This is a genomic window from Burkholderia multivorans ATCC BAA-247, assembly GCF_000959525.1.
Classification (GTDB): Bacteria; Pseudomonadota; Gammaproteobacteria; order Burkholderiales; family Burkholderiaceae; genus Burkholderia; species Burkholderia multivorans.
Genome location: NZ_CP009832.1, coordinates 302,245 through 315,815, shown reverse-complemented (window position 1 = coordinate 315,815; position 13,571 = coordinate 302,245). Strand labels below are relative to the sequence as shown.

The following is a 13,571-nucleotide window of genomic DNA, read 5'->3' as shown; positions in this document are numbered from 1 at the left end:
GGTTGGGTTCATCGCGTTCATGTCAATTGGCGGCCGGCTCGGACAGCGTCGCGACAAGCTCGACGAGCACGCCCGGGTCGATCGGCTTTTCGATCCAGCCGGTCGCGCCCGCGTCGCGCGCCGCCGCCTTGAACGCATCGCTGCCTTCGGTCGTCAGCACGAGGATCGGCGTGTCCGCATACGCGCTCAGTTGACGCAGCGCGGCGATCAGCTCGAGCCCGCTCTTGCGCGGCATGTTCTGGTCGGTCAGCACGAGGTCGTATGGCGTCGTCGCCGCGAAGTCGAAGCCGGCTTCGCCGTCCGCCGCCACCGTCACCTCGTAGCCGGCCTGCGCGAGCGTCGCGTGCAGCAACGCGCGCATCGTCGCGGAATCGTCGATCGCGAGAATGGTCCGGATCATGCGTGCCTCCGGCCTGCCGCACCGGCAAGGCGGGCCGCGCTGTCGGGCGGCAACGGACGTCGTGCGCGTGAAGATCGTTTCATGGGTGTCTCGAATCGAATCAACATCAGGGTTTCGGCGCGGCCGCAACGGGCGACACCGGCGCGACCGGCGCCGGATGCGCGCCGGCGAGCTGCTGCGCGAGCTGCGTCGAGCCCGCGGCGTCGGCCGACAGCGTCGTGGTCGTCGTGTCGTCGCGCGTCAGCGCCTCTTCGGATTTGCGGTTCAGCACGATCACGCTGATCCGGCGGTTTTCCGGGTCCAGCGGATCGGCCTTGTTCAGGTTCTGCGTCGACGCGAGGCCGAGCACGCGCAGCACCTTCGCCTCGTCCATGCCGCCCGCGATCAGCTCGCGGCGCGACGCGTTCGCGCGATCGGCGGACAGCTCCCAGTTGCTGTAGCCGCCCTCGCCGCCCGCGTACGGCACCGCATCGGTGTGGCCCTGCACGATGATCCGGTTCGGCACGTCGTTCAGCGTCTTGCCGATTTCACGCAGGATGTCGCGCATGTACGGCTCGACCTGATCGCTCGACATCGCGAACATCGGCCGCTTCTGCGTATCGACGATCTCGATGCGCAGCCCCATCAGCGTCGAGTCGATGCGGATCTGCTGCTTGAACTGGCGCAGCGTCGGGTTCGCTTCGATCGCGGCCATCAGCTTGATCTGCAGGTCGTGCAGCCGCACCTGCTCACGCCGCTCGAGCGCGCCCTGCATCCGCGCCTGCGCGGTATCGTCGGTCGGCTTCGCGACGCGCTCGGCCAGCTGCGTCGTGCCGTCGGTGCGGCGCAGCGTGCCCGCGTCGACGCTCGACAGGTCGCGCCCGCCGCCGTTGATGATGCTCGAGTCCTGCGAGCTGCGATCGCCGCTGCCGAACAGCGCCGCCCTCAGCGGCGTGTTGAAGTATTCGGCGATTCCCTTCAGCTGTACCGGCGTGACCGAGCTCAGCAGCCACATCAGCAGGAAGAAGGCCATCATCGCCGTCATGAAGTCCGCATACGCGAGCTTCCATGCGCCGCCGTGATGGCCCTTCTTCTGCGGGGCCACCCGCTTGACGACGATCGCGCGTTCCTTGCCCTTGCTCATCGCTCGCTCCGCGTCATTTCGCCTTCACGCGGCGCACGTGCTCTTCGAGTTCCGCGAACGACGGGCGCTCCGGCGAGAACAGCACCTTGCGCCCGAACTCGACCGCGATCGCAGGCGCATAGCCGTTCAGGCTCGCGAGGATCGTCACCTTGATGCACTGGAACATCTTCGTCGACTCGGCCACGCGCTGCTCCGCGAGGCTCGCGAGCGGCCCGATCAGCCCGTACGACAGCAGGATCCCGAGGAACGTGCCGACCAGCGCCTGCGCGATCATCGCGCCGAGCACCGCGGGCGGCTTGTCGGCCGACGCCATCGTGTGCACGACGCCCATCACCGCCGCGACGATCCCGAATGCCGGCATCGCGTCGCCGACGCGCATCAACGCATGCGCGGGGCCTTCGCCTTCCGCGTGGTGCGTCTCGATCTCCTCGTCCATCAGGCTTTCGATCTCGAACGCGTTCATGTTGCCGCCGACCATCAGGCGCAGGTAATCGGTCAGGAATTCGACGATGTGGCGATCGGCGAGAATCTTCGGGTACTGCGTGAAGATCGGGCTCTTCTCCGGATCGTCGATGTCGGCCTCGAGCGTCAGCGTGCCTTCCTTGCGCGCCTTCGCGAGCAGCACGTACAGCAGCGCCATCAGCTCCATGTACACGTCCTTCGTGTATTTCGAGCCCTTGAACAGCGTCGGCAGCACGCGCACCGTCGCCTTGATCGTCTTGGTGCCGTTGCCGAGGATGAACGCGCCGAGGCCGGCGCCCGCGATCATCAGGATTTCGAGGGGCTGGACCAGCGCGCCCAGATGCCCGCCCGCCAGCGCATAGCCGCCGAAGACGGACAACAGCGTCACGAGTGTTCCTACGATAATCAGCACTGCCTGTCCCTCACGAAAGACCGGCGGGGAGACCGCCGTTAAGTGGTTTACGGCAGTGGGCAGGAAAACTTTCGCGGCCGCGCGGGCACACGCGGACGGTGTTTACCAGCAATCCGCCGGGGGCGGCGCGGCGCGCACGACGCCGCACGCACGCGTGCCGGACGGCCGTGCGGCACGGCCAATGCGCCGCGCGGCGCGCGTCAGGCGGCCGCGGCGGCCAGCTCGGCGCGCGCGGCTGCCGCCTTGCGCGTCTTGCCCGCGCGCGACGGCGGCTGGCACAGCCCGCAGACGAAACCTTGCTGCGGATCATGCGCATGGGCGACGAAATGCCCGCCGCAGCGCGTGCACGGCGTCATCTGCAGCATCCCGGAATCGAAGAAGCGTACGAGCGTCCAGGCGCGCGTGAGGCTCAGCGCCGCTTCGTCGCCGGACAGCGAGACGTGCTCCAGATAGAGCCGGTACGCCTTCACGATCGCGTGGATCGGCTCGCAGCGGCCGTGATCCTGCATGAAGCGGTAGATGTTGTAGAACAGCGACGAATGGATGTTCGGCTGCCACGTCATGAACCAGTCGGTCGAGAACGGCAGCATTCCCTTCGGCGGCGAAACGCCCTTCAGTTCCTTGTACAGCTTGATCAGACGATCCCGCGACAGGCTCGTCTCCGCCTCCAGCAGCTGCAGCCGGGCGCCCAGTTCGATCAGTTCGATGGCGAGGGTGATTTCCTTCACCTCGATCACGACGCTTTTGCTTGCCATGGTGATAACGTTCGCGTGTCGTTGTTCGGATGCTGCGCCCATGCGCCGGCGCCGGCGCGGCGCGCCGGCTCGAACGCAGGACAGGAAGGATCAGCGGACGCTTTCGACCGGTTGTCCGGCCATCAGGATCGCCGAGTGCGCGCGTGCGACGACGTCGCTGCGGCCTTTGTCGGCGAGCGACGACAGCAGCGCGTGATCGTCGAAGCGGAAGCGGCACAGCATCTGATTCGACGCGGCGAGCTTGACCGTCTGCGCGAGCGTGAGGTTTGCAAGCACGTCGGCCAGTTCCTCGGAGATGCCCATCCGGAACATGCCCATTGCCTTGTCTTCGCGCAGCAGGCGCTGCGCGAGCAGCAGGTACGACAGGTTGACCTCTTTGATCTCGCCTAGCATTTCGCTGGTGGCGCTCATGATTCCCCCGTGAGAAGCGTTGCTTTGGCCATTCATGTTTATGGAAACGTTTGCTCGATCCGGCGCACCTGATGCACTCGGTCGGCATGTTTATAGTCTTACAGCGCGAATTTTGGCCAAACGGGAATGGCACCGGTATCAGCGAAGTGGCGTATGCAGTGCAGGATTTGTCTGTAAACCGTGTAGGAATTTTTCCGACAAGGCGAATTGAAAGCTTGAATGAGGACAAATGCGGCGTGCGATTTGGCGAGACCTGCGCCGATACGCCGCGGAGGGCCGTCCGGCAAGGCATGCCGGGACGCGAATCGGTAAAAATTATAGTGGTTTTTCATGATGGTGCAACAATCGCGTTGACCATCTCCATTCGTGTTTCCGTGCCCTTTTTATTCGGGTTTTCGCGTATTTCATCGTGTAACAAGCCTTAAGTGTTTGAAAAAACACTCGAACCCCGCCGAGCGATCCCGATAATGGACTCCAACGGGCGTCGACACGACGCGTGTCGCACCGCCCCGGCATCGCGTGGCGCCGGCCCGCCGTTCTCGTCGAACCGGCCCGCCACACCCGCCGACCGTAGCGTCGGCACTTTCCGCAACCGCAGTACGGGACCGAGCGAGCCGCATCCCGCGGCTCGGACGGACCGAACGACGAACCGGGGCGCCGCTTCCGGTCCTCATCGACCGTCTTGCAGGGCCCGAGCAACGTCGAGGCGGCCGGTTCGGGCCGACCGTTTTACAAGGGACCCGGAGCCAGGGCCGAACGCTCCCGGGTCGACCGTGGTACATGGGACCCGGCCAGCGCTGCGGCGCGAATCCGGGTCGACACAGGAGAACGTCCATGCGCATTGCCCAGATCGCGCCGCTGTATGAAGCCGTCCCGCCGAAACTGTACGGCGGCACCGAACGCGTCGTGTCCTATCTCACCGAGGCGCTCGTCGAGCTCGGCCACGACGTGACGCTGTTCGCCAGCGGCGACTCGGTGACGTCCGCGCGCCTCGAAGCGGCATGGCCGCGCGCGCTGCGGCTGGATCCGTCGATCCGCGATTCGATGGCGCCCCATATGCGGCTGATCGAGCAGGTGGCGCGCGTCGCGCATGAATTCGACGTGCTGCACTTCCATCTCGACTATCTGCCGTTTCCGCTGATGTCGCGGCTCGACACGCCGTACGTGACGACGCTGCACGGCCGCCTCGACCTGCCCGAGCTGCAGCCCGTATTCGACGCGTTCCCGAACGCGCCGGTCGTGTCGATCTCGAATTCGCAGCGCAAGCCGCTGCCGCAGGCCGCGTGGGCCGGCACCGTCTATCACGGGCTGCCGGAGACGCTGCTCACGCCGCAGCCCGACGTGAAGCCCGAATATCTGGCATTCCTCGGCCGCATCTGTCCCGAAAAGCGCGTCGACACCGCGATCCGGATCGCTGCGCAAAGCGGGCTGCCGCTGAAGATCGCCGCGAAGGTCGACAAGGCCGACGCCGATTACTTCAAGGAAGTGATCGAGCCGCTGCTCGGCCAGGCGCACGTGGAGTTCATCGGCGAGATCAACGAGGCGCAGAAGCCGGCGTTCCTGTCGGGCGCGAAGGCGCTGCTGTTCCCGATCGACTGGCCGGAGCCGTTCGGCCTCGTGATGATCGAGGCGATGGCGTGCGGCACGCCGGTCGTCGCGTTCAACCGCGGCTCGGTGCCGGAGGTGATCGAGGACGGCGTGACGGGCTTTATCGTCGAGGATGTGCAAGGCGCGGTCGGCGCGCTGCACAGGATCGACTGCCTGTCGCGCGACGCGATTCGCGCGCGTTTCGATACGCGATTCAGCGCCAAGGCGATGGCGCAGCGCTACGTCGAAACTTACGAATCGCTTTGCGCCAACGCCCGACGGCCGGCATTGCGCCGCGTGGCCGGCGCGTAACGCTGAAATCCGCGCGAAATAGCCGGTGAAAATCGCGCCGAAATCCGGCGCGTAAAACCAAAGAGCCGCATCGACGATGCGGCTCTTTCTTTTTGGCTGTCGGTCACTCCATCAGGAAACGGTCGCGGTTTTTGCCGACGATCCAATTCGGCGGCTTGCCGCGACCGCTCCAGGTCGCGCCCGTCTTCGGATCGCGGTATTTCGGCGGCAGCGGCGCCTTTTTGGGCGGACGGCCGCGGCGCGCGCGCTCGGCAAAGCCGAGATCCTGCGCGGTCAGCCCGTATTCGTCGATCAGGCGCCGGATATCGGCAATCACGGCTTCGACTTCCTGACGCCGCACCTCGTCCGCCTGGGCCTGCAATTCGGCGATCTGGGCCTTGAGTTTTGCGTATTGAGACATTTTTTGACTCCCCTTTCCATGATGCGCCCCGGCGCATCCGCCGCGACACGGCCCCCGCTCAATCCGTCCTGCGCCGTGCCAATCGAAATTAATGCCGACATTTTTAACCGGTCCGCATATATCGAGAATGCGGACTTATTCTAATAAAGCGATTTGTCAGCTACTCAAATTTAACAATCGTTGACCACGATGCGGCGTTTCATTTCCTATAATCCAGACCAATTCCGGACGGCGGCTAAATCGTAACCGTCGCCGGTTTGTCTTCAACCCACTTGAACGAGGTCCTCCCATGAATCTTTCTCAGCGGCTCGCTGCAGAGGTATTCGGCACGTTCTGGCTGGTGCTCGGCGGGTGCGGCAGCGCCGTGCTGGCCGCCGCCTTCCCGGGCCTCGGCATCGGATTTGCCGGCGTCGCGCTCGCATTCGGGCTCACCGTCCTGACGATGGCGTTCGCGATCGGCCACATTTCGGGCTGCCATCTGAATCCGGCCGTGAGCGTCGGCCTGACGGTCGCCGGGCGCTTCCCGGCACGCGACCTCGTCCCGTACATCGTCGCACAGGTGGTGGGCGCAACGATCGGCGCGTTCGTGCTGTATCTGATCGCGACCGGCAAGCCGGGCTTCGACGTCGTCGGCAGCGGTTTCGCGACGAACGGTTTCGGCGAGCGCTCGCCGGGCCACTACTCGCTCGCGGCGTCGTTCATCTGCGAAGTCGTGATGACGGGCTTCTTCCTGTTCGTGATCCTCGGCGCGACCGACAAGCGCGGCGTGCCGGCAGGCTTCGCGCCGATCGCGATCGGGCTGTGCCTGACGCTGATTCACCTGATCTCGATCCCGGTCACCAACACGTCGGTGAACCCCGCTCGTTCGACCGGCCCGGCGCTGTTCGTCGGCGGCGATGCGATCGGCCAGCTCTGGCTGTTCTGGATCGCGCCGCTGATCGGTGCGGCGCTCGCCGGGGTCATCTACCCGCTGGTAGCGGGCCGCGACGACGCGCTCGACCTGCTGCCGACGGCATCCGCTCGCACAAGCGAATAACCACTACGGGGTCATGCGAGCAGAGCAGCGAGCCTCACGCTGCACAAGAAGATAGAGGCAAGCCATTTGACGGGCGCCGCTGGCGCCCGTTTTTCATGTCGGGACTCGGGACGCGGCGAGATCCTCGAGCGCGAACAGCGTACGGAGATGACGCGCGACGCCCGCGTCGAAGTTGTTGCCGATCCGCGGGATGTGCGGCAGCCGCGCGATCAGATCCGGGTTTGCGTTGTTCATCATGAAAGCATGGCCGGCCGTTTCGAGCAGGTCGATGTCGTTCATGTTGTCGCCGAACGCGACGCAATGGCCGGCGTCGACGCCGAGCCGCCCGAGCACCGCGCGCAGCGCGCGGCCCTTCGACACGTTCGCGGTCATCACTTCGAGACAGTCGGGCAGCGAGTACGTGACGTACAGCGCATCGCCGAACTGCACGCGCATCTGCTCGGCGACGACCGCCAGATCGGCCGGTTCGCCGATATACAGCACCTTCGCGATGTCCGCGCCGTCGTGCGCGAGCATGTCGATTACTTCGTACCGGAAGCCCGAGTCCTGATGGAATTCGAGCAGGTGCGGGGCATCGCGGTCGATCAGCCAGCCGTGTTCGGTAAACAGATTGACGATCACGCGGCCGTGCGCGCCGGCAATCTCGGGCAGCACCAGACGGCGGACGATGGCCGGATCGATGTCCTGCGCGTGGATCGTCGTGTCGTCCGGCGCATGGACGCGCGCGCCGTTCGACGTGATCAGGTACGGGCGGATGCCGAGCACGTCGCGGATGCCGGCGACGTCCGCGTAGTGGCGCCCCGTTGCGATCACGAACTGCACGCCGTCGCGGTCGAGCCGGCGGACGGTCTCGATCGTGTACGGATCGAGCTGGTGGTCGCTGTTCAGCAGGGTGCCGTCGAGATCGGTGGCGATGACTTTGTACATGGGGAGCAAGGAAGGCGCGCAGCGCGCTGCGGAGCCGTCATTTTAGCGTCGGGCGGGGGTGGGTGGTGGGGCGTCGGGCTCGGGCTCGGGCTCGGGCTCGGGCGTCGGGCGTCGGGCTCGGGCGTCGGGCGTCGGGCGTCGGGCTCGGGCTCGGGCTCGGGCTCGGGCGTCGGGCGTCGGGCTCGGGCTCGGGCTCGGGCTCGGGCTCGGTGCTCGCTGCTCGGTGCTCGCTGCTCGGTGCTCGGGCCTCAGTGCTCGGGCTTCGGGCTTCGAGCCTCGGGCCTCGGGCCTCGGGCCTCGGGCCTTGCGCCTTGGGCGTCTGCGGGGCTGCGGCGCGTGTCGCCGTTATAGCGAGCGCGCGCACCGCCTGCGCCTGTCGCGCGTTGTCCTCGTGCCGGTCCGTCCGTCACCGCCCCGTCCTCGTTCCGCCCCGGCTGCGCTCTTGCGTCCCGCCCTAGCCCCGTCGCGCTCCGCCTCCCTCAGCCGCCGTCGCCCGCCGCGCGCAACGTCCGTAGTGCGAGCTGCAACGCGCCGTGTGCGGAGTCCTCGAGCGGCGCGCGCAACCGCGCCGTGTGCCGGGCCGGCACGGCCGGCGAGAGCGCATCGGCCAGGCCGCCGCACAAGGCGACCGGCAGCGTCTGCCCGGGATCGAGCGCGTCGATCATCTTGCCGATCTCGTCGCCGGCCTGCGCGATCAATGCGCGCGCAACCGGATGCGCACCGTGCGCGAACACGATCGGGGCAAGCCGCGCATAGACCGTCTGGTTCGCGTCGCACGACCACTGGACGAGCGCATCGCGATCCTGCGCACCGGTTTCCGCGAGCAGCGCCTCCGCAAACGCGTCGCGCGGCGCGCGTCCGTCGAGCGCCTGTTGCGCATAGGCGAGCGCGCGCATGCCGAGCCACGCGCCGCTCGCCTCGTCGCCGGACGGGAAGCCGAAGCCGCCGGCGATCCGGCATGCGCCGTCGGCATCGAGCGCGGCCGCGATGCTGCCGGTGCCGAGCGCGACGATCAGCCCCGGTGCGCCGCCGTGCGCGCCGAGGACCGTCGTATAAGCGTCGCTCTCGATCGCGAGCGCCGCGAGCGGTGCCTGCGCCCGGAAAGCGGCGAGCCACGCCGCGTTGTTGACGCCCGCCAGCCCGCAGCCAAGCGCGCACTGCGCCCAGTCGAACGCGAGCCCGGCGCGCGTGAATGCGTCCGCGCACGCGGCCGCGATCGACGCCCACGCACGCTCGATGCCGAGCCCCAGCCCCGACGGGCCGCCGCGCCCCTGCGCGAGTTCGCGCCCGTGCCGATCGGCGAGCACCGCGCGCGTGCCCGTGCCGCCGCCGTCGATGCCGATCGCAAAAGGTAATGCCGTCATGCCTTCATCCCGCTGATTCGAACAGGCGCCAAGCTTAACCGGATCGGCGGCGCGCGCCCATCTGCCGTACGGCCAGCTATCCCGCGCCGGGGCCTTCCGCTATGCTGGCGCGATCGAATCGATACGGGAAGCGAGGCAGACGATGTCGCAGCGATGCAACTGGGTCAAAACCGAAGCGGACGCTCACTATCACGACACCGAGTGGGGTGTGCCGTCGCACGACGATCGTCACCTGTTCGAGATGCTGATCCTCGAAGGCGCGCAGGCCGGGCTGTCGTGGTCGACGATCCTGAACAAGCGCGCCGGTTACCGCGACGCATTCGCCGATTTCGACGTCGACGCCGTCGCGCGCTTCACGCCGAAGCGTATCGAGAAGCTGCTGGAAAATCCGGGCATCGTGCGCAACCGCGCGAAGGTGGAAGCCGCCGTCGCCAATGCGCGCGCGGTGCAGCGCATCCGCGAGGAGCACGGTTCGCTCGCGCACTTCCTCTGGTCGTTTGTCGATCACACGCCGATCCAGAACGCGTGGCAGTCGTACCGCGACGCACCGGCGTCGACGGAGCGCTCCGATGCGCTCAGCAAGGCGCTGAAGGCGTACGGCTGCAAGTTCGTCGGCTCGACGATCTGCTACGCGCTGATGCAGGCAACCGGAATGGTCAACGATCATGAAGTCGGCTGCCCGTGCCATGCGCGATGCGCGGCGCTCGGCGGCAAACAGCCGGCGCGCGCGCGCAAAGCGGGCTGACGAATCGGCGGCGCGCGGGCAGCCGCCGTTCGGCGCTCAGCGCGCGGGCCGCGACGAAGCGGGCACGGCTGTCCGCGACGCGCCGCGCGCCGCCCGCACGCGTGCACTGCGCTTCTTCACCCAGATGCAGATGCCCGTCACGCTGAGCATCGCGATGACGATGCCGAGCACGCTGACCGCGACGCGCCCCGCCACGCCGGCGATGCGTCCCGAATGCAGCGGAAACTGCACCTGCATGAAGAGGTCGCCGAGCGAGCCGCGCCCCGGCAGCTGGGCCGCGACGGGCTTACCCGTGACGGCGTCCCAGTACAGCCACGCGTTGCCGAGGCCGGCATCGCCGTGATCGTTACCCGGCTCGAAGAAGCCGACCGCATAGACGTTCATCGCCGGCGCGTAGAGCAGCGCACCGGGCGGCGCCGCGATTCCCGCGTCGCGGGCGGCCGGGCCGGCAAGTTCGACGATGCGCTCGCGCGCCAGCACCTTGCTGCCCGGCGGCGCGGGCGGGAAATGCTCGGGGTTTGTATACGGCGTCTCCGACAGCGGCGAGAACAGCGACACGAGCGGACGCACGACCGGGTTGCCGAGGTTCATCGAGATCGACGTGATCGCGACGACGAGCAGCAGCCCCCACACCCACACGCCGCCCGACCGATGCAGGTCGAACACGAGCGGGTAGCCGCCGCGCCGCACGCGGAACGCGAATGACTTGCGCCAGCTTTTCATGCTCGGAAAGGCGAGCACGAGCGCGATCAGACTGTCGAACGCCCATACGATGCCGACGACGCCCATCACCCAGAAGCCGAAGTTCACGCCGCCGTACACGGGCAGGAACAGCGAGTAATGCAGCCGGTAGATGAACGGAATCAGATCGAGCCGCGCGAGCGACAGTGCGCCCCATTCGCGGCGCGCCTGCACGGCGCCGGTCGCCGGATCGACGGCGATCTGGTTGAAATCGATCGCATAGGGCTGCCCCGTCGCCGGATCGGTACGCGGCATCACGCCGGCCTGCAGCGTATGGCCGGGCTCGACGGCGAGCGGCAGATAAGTCACCTGCACGCGCGGGTCGGCCGCTTCGATCCGCGCGGCGAGCACGAGCGGCGAAAGCGGCTTCCCGCCGCTGCGCGCGACGTAGAAGTCGCGGTTCAGCGCCGCGTCGAGCTCGTGATCCCAGGCGATCAGCGCGCCGGTGAGCCCCGCGACGAACAAAAACAGCGCGGTCGCGAGGCCGAACCATCGATGCAGGCGGACGAACAGCGGTCGCACGAACGCATTCATCGCGCGCACCGCGGATGACGAGCAGGCCGAATCGGACGATGGCCCGGAAGGGACGGATTGCGGATCATGGAAGCTACGCACACGCAGCGGCGTTTGCGGCAGCGACTGACGGGCGCGGCATCGCAGTGTTGCGCGTGTTGCGGATGGAGTGACAACGCGCGACATTCTAACGCAATGCAAATGATTCTTACTTTCGTTCCGTTCGCGTGAACCGCTTTGCGTCGCGCGACACCGTGGTTGCGATGACTCCACACCGGCGCCCGGCCGATCGAGCAGACGCTTTCCGCGCCTCAAAAGCAAAACGGCGGAGCGGCTTCTTTCGAAGCACGCTCCGCCGTTTCGCGGCGAACCGTCGATGCTCTTAGTGGAGCTTCTTCGGCAGCATCTGGCTGCGCAGACGCTTGTGCAGGCGCTTGACGGCTGCTGCCTTCTTGCGCTTGCGGACTGCGGTCGGCTTTTCGTAGGACTGGCGCTCGCGCAGTTCAGCGATCAGGCCATTTTTTTCGATAGCGCGACGAAAGCGGCGAATCGCCACTTCGAACGGCTCGTTTTCTTTCAGAAGAATCGTCGTCATGTCGTTCCTAAATTGCTTAAACGGTCAAAAACGTAGCGGCCAAGCGCCACGCACCGGCCATCCGGGCGTTCCCACAACAGGCGAAACGAGCGGAAATACGGCCTCGGAGGCCGGAAAAGAGAGGCGGAAAGCACCGCGAGTACGCTTCACAAGCCGCGTGCAGCGCCGCGTTTGACTGCCAGCAGACATGCCGAAAACGGCAAAGGCGTGACAGAAATCTCAATTCAGCCCGCCATCATAGCAGGGAATCACAGACAAAACCACCCTTTTGTCGTCCGCGCGTGGGCGAGCGACGAAAGGGCTCACGCCACGGCGCGCTCAACGTCCGACCGCCATCGCGGCACAGCAATCCGACCCCTCGACATAAAAATCGGGCCGAATCTCCTCGATCCCCTCAAGTTTTGTTTTGTGCCGCCGAAATCCTGCTCTGAGGCGGCCAGCAATGAACGAGTGCTTCCGCCGACGCCAAAACGGCTTTCCAAGGCTTTCGGCTTAACAGGAGATTTTTCCATGCTCGGAATCAATAGCAACATCAACTCGCTGGTCGCACAGCAGAACCTGAACGGTTCGCAGAACGCGCTGTCGCAAGCGATCACGCGTCTGTCGTCGGGCAAGCGCATCAACAGCGCAGCGGACGACGCAGCGGGTCTCGCGATCTCGACGCGGATGCAAACGCAGATCAACGGCCTGAATCAGGGCGTGTCGAACGCAAACGATGGCGTGTCGATGATCCAGACCGCATCGAGCGCGCTGTCGTCGCTGACGAACAGCCTGCAGCGTATCCGCCAGCTGGCCGTGCAGGCATCGACGGGCACGATGTCGTCGACCGACCAGGCCGCGCTGCAACAGGAAGTCGCGCAACAGATTCAGGAAGTGAACCGTATCGCGTCGCAAACGACGTACAACGGCACGAACATCCTGAACGGCAACGCCGGCATCGTGTCGTTCCAGGTCGGCGCGAACGTCGGTCAGACGATCTCGCTGGATCTGAGCCAGAGCATGTCGGCAGCACAAATCGGCGGCGGCCTTGTGCAGGCAGGCCAGACGGTCGGCACGGTCACGGGTCTGAGCCTCGACTCGAGCGGCGCATACACGTCGTCGGGTGCGGTCATCACGGCAGTCAACGTGCTGTCCGACGGCAAGGGCGGCTTCACGTTCACCGACCAGAACGGCACGGCGATCACCGGCGCAACGGCAGCGGCGATCTTCGCGACGTCCACCGCCGCAGCATCGAACGGCGCAACGGTCGAGCAAATCTCGATCAGCGCAGGCGCGACGAACGCGAGCATGTCGCAAGCTTCGCTCACGGCGATCTCGAATGCCGTTGCGCAAATCAACGCCGTCAACAAGCCGGCGACCGTGTCGAACCTCGACATCAGCACGGTCAGCGGCGCGAACGTCGCGATGGTCTCGATCGACAACGCACTGCAAACGGTGAACAACCTGCAGGCAGCGCTCGGCGCCGCACAAAACCGCTTCACGGCGATCGCAACCGCGCAGCAGGCCGAGTCGACCGACCTGTCGTCCGCTCAGTCGCAGATCACCGACGCGAACTTCGCGCAGGAAACCGCGAACATGTCGAAGAACCAGGTGCTGCAGCAAGCCGGCATCTCGGTGCTCGCACAGGCGAACTCGCTGCCGCAGCAGGTCCTGAAGCTCCTGCAGTAATCGCGTAGCAACCGACGGCCGGGCCCGCGCAATGCGCGGCCCGGCTGCCTGCATCCGGCGTGCGACCGCACCTGTCGCCGCCGGACCTTCTTCACCGATTTCACGCATTCACCGCCGCAC

16 protein-coding genes are annotated in these 13,571 nt (G+C 66.4%); 5 read left to right on the top strand and 11 right to left on the bottom strand.

Features of this window, described 5'->3' with window-relative positions:
* Nucleotides 1–22 precede the first annotated feature (22 nt).
* From NP80_RS13880 to flhD, 5 genes are all read right to left on the bottom strand, one after another.
* Nucleotides 23–400: a response regulator gene (locus tag NP80_RS13880; protein WP_006410243.1), complete on the bottom strand. Its 378-nt coding sequence runs from the start codon at nt 398–400 to the stop codon at nt 23–25.
* A gap of 106 nt (nt 401–506) precedes the next feature.
* A complete protein-coding gene (motB, locus tag NP80_RS13875; protein ID WP_006408309.1) occupies nt 507–1,523 on the bottom strand; it encodes a flagellar motor protein MotB in 1,017 nt (338 codons plus the stop codon).
* 13 nt (nt 1,524–1,536) lie between these two features.
* Entirely contained in the window at nt 1,537–2,397 is an 861-nt protein-coding gene (gene motA / locus NP80_RS13870; protein WP_006408308.1) for a flagellar motor stator protein MotA, read from the bottom strand.
* Nucleotides 2,398–2,597: 200 nt separating this feature from the next.
* A complete protein-coding gene (gene flhC, locus NP80_RS13865; RefSeq protein ID WP_006401399.1) occupies nt 2,598–3,152 on the bottom strand; it encodes a flagellar transcriptional regulator FlhC in 555 nt (184 codons plus the stop codon).
* Between the two features lie 90 nt (nt 3,153–3,242).
* Nucleotides 3,243–3,563: a flagellar transcriptional regulator FlhD gene (flhD, locus tag NP80_RS13860; RefSeq protein WP_006401400.1), complete on the bottom strand. Its 321-nt coding sequence runs from the start codon at nt 3,561–3,563 to the stop codon at nt 3,243–3,245.
* Between the two features lie 50 nt (nt 3,564–3,613).
* Between flhD and NP80_RS31245 the strand changes: the two genes are divergently transcribed.
* Nucleotides 3,614–3,988 carry a hypothetical protein gene (locus NP80_RS31245; protein ID WP_155490603.1) on the top strand — a complete coding sequence of 125 codons (375 nt, stop codon included), beginning with the start codon at nt 3,614–3,616 and terminating at the stop codon, nt 3,986–3,988.
* A gap of 409 nt (nt 3,989–4,397) precedes the next feature.
* Entirely contained in the window at nt 4,398–5,462 is a 1,065-nt protein-coding gene (locus NP80_RS13855) for a glycosyltransferase family 4 protein (protein ID WP_006408307.1), read from the top strand.
* Between the two features lie 103 nt (nt 5,463–5,565).
* On the opposite strand, the gene NP80_RS13850 is transcribed toward NP80_RS13855, so the two are convergent.
* On the bottom strand, nt 5,566–5,862 hold the full coding sequence (locus NP80_RS13850; RefSeq protein ID WP_006401402.1) for an H-NS histone family protein: 297 nt from the start codon (nt 5,860–5,862) through the stop codon (nt 5,566–5,568).
* Between the two features lie 289 nt (nt 5,863–6,151).
* Here NP80_RS13850 and aqpZ point away from each other — a divergent pair, with 289 nt between their 5' ends.
* Nucleotides 6,152–6,898, top strand: a complete 747-nt coding sequence (gene aqpZ / locus NP80_RS13845) for an aquaporin Z (RefSeq protein ID WP_006408306.1) — start codon at nt 6,152–6,154, stop codon at nt 6,896–6,898.
* A gap of 93 nt (nt 6,899–6,991) precedes the next feature.
* Here aqpZ and NP80_RS13840 read toward each other — a convergent pair whose 3' ends face one another.
* The gene (locus tag NP80_RS13840) at nt 6,992–7,825 is read right to left on the bottom strand and encodes a Cof-type HAD-IIB family hydrolase (RefSeq protein ID WP_006408305.1); all 834 of its coding nucleotides are present in this window, start codon (nt 7,823–7,825) and stop codon (nt 6,992–6,994) included.
* A 479-nt stretch (nt 7,826–8,304) separates the two neighbouring features.
* Nucleotides 8,305–9,189, bottom strand: a complete 885-nt coding sequence (locus tag NP80_RS13835; protein WP_006408304.1) for a glucosamine kinase nucleotide-binding domain-containing protein — start codon at nt 9,187–9,189, stop codon at nt 8,305–8,307.
* Nucleotides 9,190–9,331: 142 nt separating this feature from the next.
* Between NP80_RS13835 and NP80_RS13830 the strand changes: the two genes are divergently transcribed.
* Nucleotides 9,332–9,934 (top strand): DNA-3-methyladenine glycosylase I, encoded by a 603-nt coding sequence (locus NP80_RS13830; protein ID WP_006401407.1) that lies wholly within the window; start codon nt 9,332–9,334, stop codon nt 9,932–9,934.
* Between the two features lie 36 nt (nt 9,935–9,970).
* Here the strand turns inward: NP80_RS13830 and NP80_RS13825 are convergent, their stop codons facing one another.
* The 3 genes from NP80_RS13825 to NP80_RS31240 form a co-directional block, all read right to left on the bottom strand.
* The gene (locus NP80_RS13825) at nt 9,971–11,209 is read right to left on the bottom strand and encodes a PepSY-associated TM helix domain-containing protein (protein WP_035489566.1); all 1,239 of its coding nucleotides are present in this window, start codon (nt 11,207–11,209) and stop codon (nt 9,971–9,973) included.
* 361 nt (nt 11,210–11,570) lie between these two features.
* Nucleotides 11,571–11,783, bottom strand: a complete 213-nt coding sequence (gene rpsU, locus NP80_RS13820) for a 30S ribosomal protein S21 (RefSeq protein WP_006401410.1) — start codon at nt 11,781–11,783, stop codon at nt 11,571–11,573.
* Between the two features lie 302 nt (nt 11,784–12,085).
* Nucleotides 12,086–12,295 (bottom strand): hypothetical protein, encoded by a 210-nt coding sequence (locus NP80_RS31240; RefSeq protein WP_144245535.1) that lies wholly within the window; start codon nt 12,293–12,295, stop codon nt 12,086–12,088.
* Between NP80_RS31240 and NP80_RS13815 the strand changes: the two genes are divergently transcribed.
* On the top strand, nt 12,294–13,451 hold the full coding sequence (locus tag NP80_RS13815; RefSeq protein WP_006408301.1) for a flagellin: 1,158 nt from the start codon (nt 12,294–12,296) through the stop codon (nt 13,449–13,451). The two genes, NP80_RS31240 and NP80_RS13815, sit on opposite strands and share 2 nt — an antisense overlap.
* The last annotated feature ends 120 nt before the right edge of the window (nt 13,452–13,571 follow it).

What these genes read in the sequence shown, in the direction of transcription:
- NP80_RS13880 (WP_006410243.1), bottom strand. Translation starts at nt 400, where the DNA reads ATGATCCGGACCATTCTCGCGATCGACGATTCCGCGACGATGCGCGCG.
- motB (WP_006408309.1), bottom strand. Translation starts at nt 1,523, where the DNA reads ATGAGCAAGGGCAAGGAACGCGCGATCGTCGTCAAGCGGGTGGCCCCG.
- flhC (WP_006401399.1), bottom strand. Translation starts at nt 3,152, where the DNA reads ATGGCAAGCAAAAGCGTCGTGATCGAGGTGAAGGAAATCACCCTCGCC.
- flhD (WP_006401400.1), bottom strand. Translation starts at nt 3,563, where the DNA reads ATGAGCGCCACCAGCGAAATGCTAGGCGAGATCAAAGAGGTCAACCTG.
- NP80_RS13855 (WP_006408307.1), top strand. Translation starts at nt 4,398, where the DNA reads ATGCGCATTGCCCAGATCGCGCCGCTGTATGAAGCCGTCCCGCCGAAA.
- NP80_RS13850 (WP_006401402.1), bottom strand. Translation starts at nt 5,862, where the DNA reads ATGTCTCAATACGCAAAACTCAAGGCCCAGATCGCCGAATTGCAGGCC.
- aqpZ (WP_006408306.1), top strand. Translation starts at nt 6,152, where the DNA reads ATGAATCTTTCTCAGCGGCTCGCTGCAGAGGTATTCGGCACGTTCTGG.
- NP80_RS13840 (WP_006408305.1), bottom strand. Translation starts at nt 7,825, where the DNA reads ATGTACAAAGTCATCGCCACCGATCTCGACGGCACCCTGCTGAACAGC.
- NP80_RS13835 (WP_006408304.1), bottom strand. Translation starts at nt 9,189, where the DNA reads ATGACGGCATTACCTTTTGCGATCGGCATCGACGGCGGCGGCACGGGC.
- NP80_RS13830 (WP_006401407.1), top strand. Translation starts at nt 9,332, where the DNA reads ATGTCGCAGCGATGCAACTGGGTCAAAACCGAAGCGGACGCTCACTAT.
- NP80_RS13825 (WP_035489566.1), bottom strand. Translation starts at nt 11,209, where the DNA reads ATGAATGCGTTCGTGCGACCGCTGTTCGTCCGCCTGCATCGATGGTTC.
- rpsU (WP_006401410.1), bottom strand. Translation starts at nt 11,783, where the DNA reads ATGACGACGATTCTTCTGAAAGAAAACGAGCCGTTCGAAGTGGCGATT.
- NP80_RS13815 (WP_006408301.1), top strand. Translation starts at nt 12,294, where the DNA reads ATGCTCGGAATCAATAGCAACATCAACTCGCTGGTCGCACAGCAGAAC.
- NP80_RS31240 (WP_144245535.1), bottom strand. Translation starts at nt 12,295, where the DNA reads ATGGAAAAATCTCCTGTTAAGCCGAAAGCCTTGGAAAGCCGTTTTGGC.